Source organism: Cellulomonas sp. B6, assembly GCF_001462455.1.
Lineage (GTDB): Bacteria > Actinomycetota > Actinomycetes > Actinomycetales > Cellulomonadaceae > Cellulomonas.
In genome coordinates, this window is record NZ_LNTD01000222.1 from 1 (window position 1) to 6738 (window position 6738).

The 6738-nt window shown below is 75.5% G+C and carries 8 protein-coding genes and 1 pseudogene; 5 read left to right on the top strand and 4 right to left on the bottom strand.

What is annotated here, in order from left to right:
• A partial coding sequence (locus tag ATM99_RS16365) for a cellulose binding domain-containing protein (protein ID WP_190278864.1) occupies nucleotides 1-348 on the top strand: 348 nt, incomplete at its 5' end.
• 73 nt (nucleotides 349-421) lie between these two features.
• Here the strand turns inward: ATM99_RS16365 and ATM99_RS16370 are convergent.
• Nucleotides 422-1468 carry a low specificity L-threonine aldolase gene (locus ATM99_RS16370; protein WP_062103905.1) on the bottom strand — a complete coding sequence of 349 codons (1047 nt, stop codon included), beginning with the start codon at nucleotides 1466-1468 and terminating at the stop codon, nucleotides 422-424.
• Between the two features lie 104 nt (nucleotides 1469-1572).
• On the opposite strand from ATM99_RS16370, the gene ATM99_RS16375 reads away from it, so the two are divergent.
• Nucleotides 1573-2127 (top strand): DUF6328 family protein, encoded by a 555-nt coding sequence (locus tag ATM99_RS16375; protein ID WP_062103906.1) that lies wholly within the window; start codon nucleotides 1573-1575, stop codon nucleotides 2125-2127.
• Between the two features lie 109 nt (nucleotides 2128-2236).
• Here the strand turns inward: ATM99_RS16375 and ATM99_RS16380 are convergent, their stop codons facing one another.
• The 3 genes from ATM99_RS16380 to ATM99_RS16390 all read right to left on the bottom strand — a co-directional run bounded on the left by ATM99_RS16380 (nucleotide 2237) and on the right by ATM99_RS16390 (nucleotide 4803).
• Nucleotides 2237-2518 carry an HU family DNA-binding protein gene (locus ATM99_RS16380; protein WP_046528422.1) on the bottom strand — a complete coding sequence of 94 codons (282 nt, stop codon included), beginning with the start codon at nucleotides 2516-2518 and terminating at the stop codon, nucleotides 2237-2239.
• Nucleotides 2519-2654: 136 nt separating this feature from the next.
• Nucleotides 2655-3701, bottom strand: coding sequence for a PHP domain-containing protein (locus ATM99_RS16385; protein ID WP_062103907.1), 1047 nt, complete (start codon nucleotides 3699-3701; stop codon nucleotides 2655-2657).
• 7 nt (nucleotides 3702-3708) lie between these two features.
• Entirely contained in the window at nucleotides 3709-4803 is a 1095-nt protein-coding gene (locus tag ATM99_RS16390; RefSeq protein WP_062103908.1) for a Ku protein, read from the bottom strand.
• Between the two features lie 95 nt (nucleotides 4804-4898).
• On the opposite strand from ATM99_RS16390, the gene ligD reads away from it, so the two are divergent.
• The 3 genes and pseudogenes from ligD to ATM99_RS16405 all read left to right on the top strand — a co-directional run.
• Entirely contained in the window at nucleotides 4899-5825 is a 927-nt protein-coding gene (gene ligD, locus ATM99_RS16395; protein ID WP_082659952.1) for a non-homologous end-joining DNA ligase, read from the top strand.
• Nucleotides 5826-5942: 117 nt separating this feature from the next.
• Complete coding sequence (locus ATM99_RS16400) at nucleotides 5943-6515, top strand: Dps family protein (RefSeq protein WP_062103910.1); 573 nt, start codon at nucleotides 5943-5945, stop codon at nucleotides 6513-6515.
• Nucleotides 6512-6738, top strand: a pseudogene (locus ATM99_RS16405) (hypothetical protein); the annotation flags it as partial. The gene ATM99_RS16400 and the pseudogene ATM99_RS16405, both read left to right, overlap by 4 nt.

Below are 6738 nucleotides of genomic sequence, written 5' to 3' on the forward strand. Positions count from 1 at the left end.
TGTAGCGCACCGTGCACGACCCCGCCCGCGGGGGCGTGCACGGTGCGCTACACGGCCAGCTCGTGGAGCTCGGGCCTGACGGGTGCGGTGCGCCTGACGAACACGGGCCCCGCCCGGTCGGCCTGGACGCTGCGCTTCACGCTCCCGGCGGGCGTCACGGTCTCGCAGGGCTGGGGCGGCACGTGGTCGCAGACCGGCTCGACCGTGACCGTGACGAGCGCCGCGTGGAACGGCGCCCTCGCGACGGGCGGCACCGCGGAGATCGGCTTCAACGCCTCGCACGGCGGCGGCACCCCGGGTGCCGCGAGCGGGTTCACGCTCGACGGCACCTCCTGCGCCGCGGCCTGAGCGCACGACGACGGACGGCCGCCGCACCTCCTGCCGGTGCGGCGGCCGTCCCGCGTCGGGCCCGGGACGGGCCTCAGGACCTCTCGAGCGCGGTCCGGAGACCCTCGAGGAGGTCGTCGACGTCCTGCGCGGTGGTGTCGAACGCGCACATCAGCCGCACGGTGCCGTCGGCGTGGTCCCAGTCGTAGAACCGCCACCGGCGCCGCAGCTCGGTGGCGACCGCCGCGGGCAGCCGCACGAACACCGCGTTGGCCTGCGTCGGCTGCGTGACGTCGAGCCAGCCGATCGCGTCGATCCCGGCGCGCAGCCGGGCCGCCATCGCGTTCGCGTGCGTCGCCGAGCGCAGCCACAGGTCGCCCTCGAGCAGCGCGACGAGCTGCGCCGAGACGAACCGCATCTTGGACGCGAGCTGCATGCCCGACTTGCGCAGGTACCCCAGGCCGTCGACCGCGGCGGGGTCGAGCACGACGACGGCCTCACCGAGCAGCAGACCGTTCTTGGTGCCGCCCAGCGAGAGCACGTCGACCCCGCAGTCGGTCGTGAGCGCCCGCAGCGGCAGGCCGAGGCTCGCGGCCGCGTTGGCGATCCGTGCGCCGTCGACGTGGACGCGCATGCCCAGCTCGTGCGCCTGGTCGCACAGCTCGCGCACCTGCTGCGGCGTGTAGACCGTGCCGAGCTCGGTGGACTGCGTGAGCGACACGACGCCCGGCTGCGCACGGTGCACGTCCCCGAAGCCCCACGCCTGGCGCGCGACCAGCTCGGGCGTGAGACGGCCGTCGGGTGCCGGCACGGTGAGGAGCTTGAGCCCGCCGACGCGCTCGGGCGCGGCGTTCTCGTCGTTCTGCACGTGCGCGGCCTCGCTGCACACGACCGCACCCCAGCGCGGCAGCATGGCCTGCAGCGCCACGACGTTGGCGCCCGTGCCGTTGAGCACGGGGTACGCGGTCGCCGCGTCGCCGAAGTGACCGCGCACGACGTCCTGCAGGCGCAGCGTCCACGGGTCGTCGCCGTAGGCCGGGACGTGCCCGACGTTGGCGGCGGCGATCGCCTCCAGGACCTCGCGGTGGACGCCGGCGTAGTTGTCGGAGGCGAAGTGGCGGGTGGGCTGCGCGTCGGTCACGGCACCAGTCTCGCCGACGCGGACGCCTAGTCCGGCGCTCGTCGTGCGCGGCGCGGGGAGCGCGGGCATGATCCGTGCAGCCCGACGCAGCGCAGGAGGACCGCATGACCCGCACGGCCCCCGACGGACCCCGGCCGGACCCGGACGAGGACGTGCCCGGCGACGGCCGGCACGAGACCTACACCGAGCGCATGGACCGCAACTGGGACGAACTGCTGCAGGAGCTGCGGGTCACGCAGACCGGCGCGCAGATCCTCACCGGCTTCCTGCTGACGATCCCGTTCCAGTCGGGGTTCGCCGACCTCGACGCGTACCAGCGCGACCTGTACCTCGTGCTGGTCGTGCTCGCGGCGCTCGCGACCGTGCTGATCATCGCGCCCGTGTCGCTGCACCGGCTGCTCTTCCGCCGCCGGCTCAAGCCGCAGCTCGTCGACGCCGGCCACGGGTTCGCGCGCGGTGGGCTCGTGGCCCTCGCGCTCGTACTCACCGGGGCCGTGATGCTGCTGTTCGACGTCGTGCTGACGCGCACGGCGGGTCGGGTCGCGGCGGGCGCCCTCGTGGTCGTCATCACGCTCGCGTGGGTCGTCCTGCCGCACCTGATCGCGCGCCGGGCCGACGCGGACCCCGAGGCGCGTGCCGGGGGTGGCCACCGGGGCTGACGGCGCCGCCCGGCGTCGTGGACGGAGGCGTCGCGGACGGCGGAGACGGGGCCCGGACGCGACGACGCCCCGGTCCGCACGCGGCGGGCCGGGGCGTCAGGGGCGTGCGTCAGCCCTGGACGGCGCGCTTGAGGGCGCTGCCCGCGGTGATCTTCACGCGGTGACCCGCCGGGATCTCGAGCTTCTCGCCGGTCTGCGGGTTGACACCCGTACGGGCGGCACGGTCCGCGCTGGCGACCGCGAGGAAGCCGGGGATGGACACGCCGCCACCGGCGGCGAGCTGCTCCACGACGACCTCCTGGAAGGCCTTGAGGGCCTTGTCGGCGTCGGTGTTGGTCAGGCCGGCCTTGGCCGCGACGGCCTGGACGAGCTCGGTGCGGTTGACGCTCACGTCGGGTGCTCCTTGGTACTCGGTTCGCTGCCCCGGTCGATCACCGGCCGGGGCGGTGCCGCACGACGCGCGTGCGCACGGCCTCCGACCCTAACGGCGCGGAGCCCGCTCGGCGCACCACGGCGGGCGTGTCGCGTCACCGACGGCCCCGCGCACGGACCTCCTGCGCGCTGCGCGTCGTCACGACGCGGTCGGGTCCGATGCCGTGCGCGGCGGCGCGCTCGCACCCCGTGCGCAGCCAGTCGAGCTGCCCGGGGGCGTGCGCGTCGGAGTCGATCGTGAACTCGCAGCCCGCGTCGACCGCGACCTGCAGCAGCGCGTGGGGCGGGTCGAGCCGGTCGGGGCGGCTGTTGACCTCGACGGCGACGCCGTGCTCGGCGCACGCGTCGAACACGGCACGGGCGTCGAACTCGCTGGGTGGTCGCAGCCGGCCCGTGACGCGGCGTCCCGTGCAGTGGCCGAGCACGTCCGTCCGCGGGTTCCGCACGGCCGCGAGCATGCGGCGCGTCATCGCGTCGCGGTCCATGCGGAACTTCGAGTGCACCGACGCGACGACGACGTCGAGCTCGTCGAGCAGGTCGGGGTCCTGGTCGAGCGTGCCGTCGTCGAGGACGTCGACCTCGATGCCGCTCAGCACGTCGAACGGCGCGACCGCCGGACGCAGCGCGACGATCGTGTCGAGCTGGGCCCGCAGGCGTGCGGCGCTGAGCCCGTGCGCGACGGCCAGGCGCGGCGAGTGGTCCGTGACCGCGACGTAGTCACGGCCCAGCTCGAGCGCCGCCAGCACCATCTCCTGCATCGACGCCGAGCCGTCGCTCGCCTCGGTGTGCGTGTGCAGGTCGCCGCGCAGCGCACCGTGCAGCCGGGCCGCGGCGTCCGGCAGCGCGTCGTCGGCGGCCCTCGCCTGCGCCTCGAGCTCGTCGAGCGTCGGGACGTCGCGGCCCGCGAGCACGCGCGCGACGACGTCGGCGGTCTTGGCCCCGACGCCCGGCAGGTCGGTGAGCGAGCCCGCGTCCGCCAGCGCGGCGACGCGGTCGGCGGGCAGGGCCTCGACCGTGCGCGCCGCGGTGCGGTAGGCCTCGGAGCGGTAGCCGCTCGCCTGCGCGCGCTCGAGCAGGAACGCGACGCGCCGCAGCGTCGCGACCGCGTCCGCGACACGGCCCTGCGGGTCGCCGTCCGTCACGACGCCGTCACGAGGCCTTGCTGCGGGCCTTGCGGCGCGCGGGGGCCGCGTCCTCGGCGTCGGCGGCCTTCTTCGCGGGCGCCTTCGTCGCGGAGGCCTTCGCCGACGCCTTCCTCGCGGGTGCCTTCTTCGCGGATGCGCCCTTCGCCCCGCCCTTCGCCCCGTCCTTCGTCGCGTCCTTCGTGGTGGACGCCGCGGCCGTGGTCCCGCCGCTCTTCGCCGACCCGCTCGTCGCGCCGCGCCCGCCCGACGCCGTCCGCCTCGAGGCCGCATCCGCACCGGGCGATCCCTCGTCCGCGTCCTCGCCGCGCGCGGCGCGCGCCTTGTCGACCGACCGCTGCAGCGCCGCCAGCAGGTCCACGACCTCCGCCCCGCCCTCGGACGCGCCCTCCTCCTCCGGCGGCGTCGCGGGGGCCTGCGTGTCCCCCGACGACACCTTCGCCGCGATGAGCTCCTCGAGGGCCGTGACGTACGCGTCCTCGTACTGCGACGGGTCGAAGTCCGCCGCGAGCGACTCCACCAGCGACGACGCCATCGTCAGCTCCTGCGGGCGCACGCTCACGTCGTCGTCGAGCACCGGGAAGTCCGCCTCACGCACCTCGTCCGGCCACAGCAGCGTCTGCAGCACGATGACCTTGTCGCGCACGCGCAGCACCGCCATCGACTCGCGCTGCCGGATCGCGACCTTCACCACGGCGACCCGGTCCGTCTGCTCGAGCGCACCGCGCAGCAGCGCGTACGGCTTGGCCGCCGTGCGGTCCGGCTCCAGGTAGTACGTCTTCTGCAGCAGGATCGGGTCGACCTGCTCGGCCGGCACGAACTCCAGCACCTCGATCTCGCGCTCGGTCGACAGCGGCAGCTGGTCGAAGTCCGCGTCCGTGAGCACCACGAGCTCGCCGTCCTCGGTCTCGTAGCCCTTGGCGATGTCGCCCCACTCGACCTGCTCGCCGTCCAGGCTGCAGACCTTGCGGTAGCGGATGCGGCCACCGTCCTCGCGGTGCACCTGGTGCAGCCGCACCTCGTGCTCCCCCGTCGCGGCGTACAGCCGCACCGGCACGTTCACCAGGCCGAAGGCCACGGCGCCCTTCCAGATCGCCCGCACGCCACGTCCTCCTCGTCGCCGCCCGTGCAGCGCCGCACCTGGGCGCACACCGCGCCCGCAGCACCGTCCCCGGGCAGGATGGACCCGTGGAGCCCATGCTCGCCACCCCAGCGCCGAGAGGCACCGCGCTGCCACGGGGCGCGGCGTGGGTGTTCGAGGTCAAGTGGGACGGCGTCCGGGTCCTCGCCGACGTCCGCGACGGCGCGCTGCACCTGTCGAGCCGCAACGGCCGCGACGTCACGCCCGCCTACCCCGAGCTCGCCGCGCTCGCGGGCCTGGGTGACGTGCTCCTCGACGGCGAGGTCGTGCTCCTCGACGCCGGCGTCCCGTCCTTCGCGGCCCTCGCCGAGCGCATGCACGTGCGCGAGCCCCAGCGTGCCGCCGCGCTCGCCGCCGCCCGGCCGGTCACCTACCTCGTGTTCGACGTCCTGCGCCGCGACGGGCACGACCTCGCACCGCTGCCGCTCGAGACGCGCCGTGCCGTGCTCGACGCGCTCGTCCTGCCCGACCACGTGCAGGTCTCCCCCTGGTACGACGACGGCGACGACCTGTGGCAGGTCACACGCGCGCACGGCCTCGAGGGCGTCGTCGCCAAGCGCCGCGACGCGCCCTACCGCGCCGGGCGCCGCTCGTCGGACTGGGTCAAGGCCGCGCACCGTCGCACCCGCACCGCGCTCGTCGGGGGCTGGCGCCCGCAGTCCACCGGCACCGGGCACCTCGGCGCCGTGCTGCTCGGCGCGCCCGACGAGGCGGGCGACCTGCGGTACCTCGGGCGCGCCGGCTCCGGCCTCACGGTCCTCGGAGCCCGCGGCCTGCGCACCGTGCTGCAGACCCACGAGCGCGCCACCAGCCCGTTCACCGACCCCGTCCCCGCGGTCGACGCGCGCGGCACCGTGTGGGTCGAGCCGGTCGTGCTCGTCGACACGCGGTACCTCGTGCGCACGCCGTCGGGCCGGCTGCGCCAGCCCGTGGTGCGAGGCCTGCGCACCGACACGACGCCCGACCCGTGGGAGCAGGCGTGAGCGCCCCGACGCACGCGGCACCGCACGCCGCTCTCGGATGGCGAGCCCGCGTCGGTGCTGGCAGCGTGGACGTCACCCGGGCCGCAGCGGCCCGTACCCGCACGTGAAGGAGTGGACATGGCCCGCGATCTGCCGAAGTACACCGTCCCGTCGCTCACCCCCGAGGACGGCGCGAAGGTGGCGGAGATCCTGCAGGGACGCCTCAACGCGCTCAACGACCTCGCGCTGACCCTCAAGCACATCCACTGGAACGTCGTCGGCCCGCACTTCATCGCGGTGCACGAGATGCTCGACCCGCAGGTCGACGCCGTGCGCCTCATGGTCGACGCGGTCGCCGAGCGCATCGCGACCCTCGGCGTCGCGCCCGTCGGCACGCCCGGCGCGCTCGTGAACGCCCGCACGTGGGACGACTACTCGATCGGCCGCGCGAGCACGACCGAGCACCTCGGCGCGCTCGACGAGGTCTACGTCGGCGTCATCACCGACCACCGCGAGGCCGCCGCCGCGACGGAGGAGCTCGACACCGTCACCAACGACCTCCTGGTCGGCCACCTGCACGAGCTCGAGCTCTTCCACTGGTTCGTGCGCGCTCACCTGGAGTCCTCGGGCGGCGCGCTGTCCACCGACGGCGAGAGCACCGAGGAAGGCGCGGCGCAGGCCGCCGCGTCGGCCGCCCGCACGGCACCGTGACGGCACGGCACCGCTCGGCGGCGCCGCCCCCCGCAGCCCCCGTCCCCGCCCGGGCCACGACGCCCGGCGGGGACGGCCTGCGTACGGGCCGCGTCACGCCGCCGCTCGAGAACCCCGACGGCTCGCCCGTGCGGCGCCCGCACCTCGCGGCGCGGCTCGAGGACCGGTTCGACGCCGCGCTCGCGGGCGTGCTGCGCCGGCGCGGCTGGACCGTCCGCATCGT

Coding starts and splice junctions, on each gene's coding strand:
- ligD (WP_082659952.1), top strand. CDS start 4,899: ATGCTCGCCACCCCAGCGCCGAGAGGCACCGCGCTGCCACGGGGCGCG.
- ATM99_RS16375 (WP_062103906.1), top strand. CDS start 1,573: ATGACCCGCACGGCCCCCGACGGACCCCGGCCGGACCCGGACGAGGAC.
- ATM99_RS16400 (WP_062103910.1), top strand. CDS start 5,943: ATGGCCCGCGATCTGCCGAAGTACACCGTCCCGTCGCTCACCCCCGAG.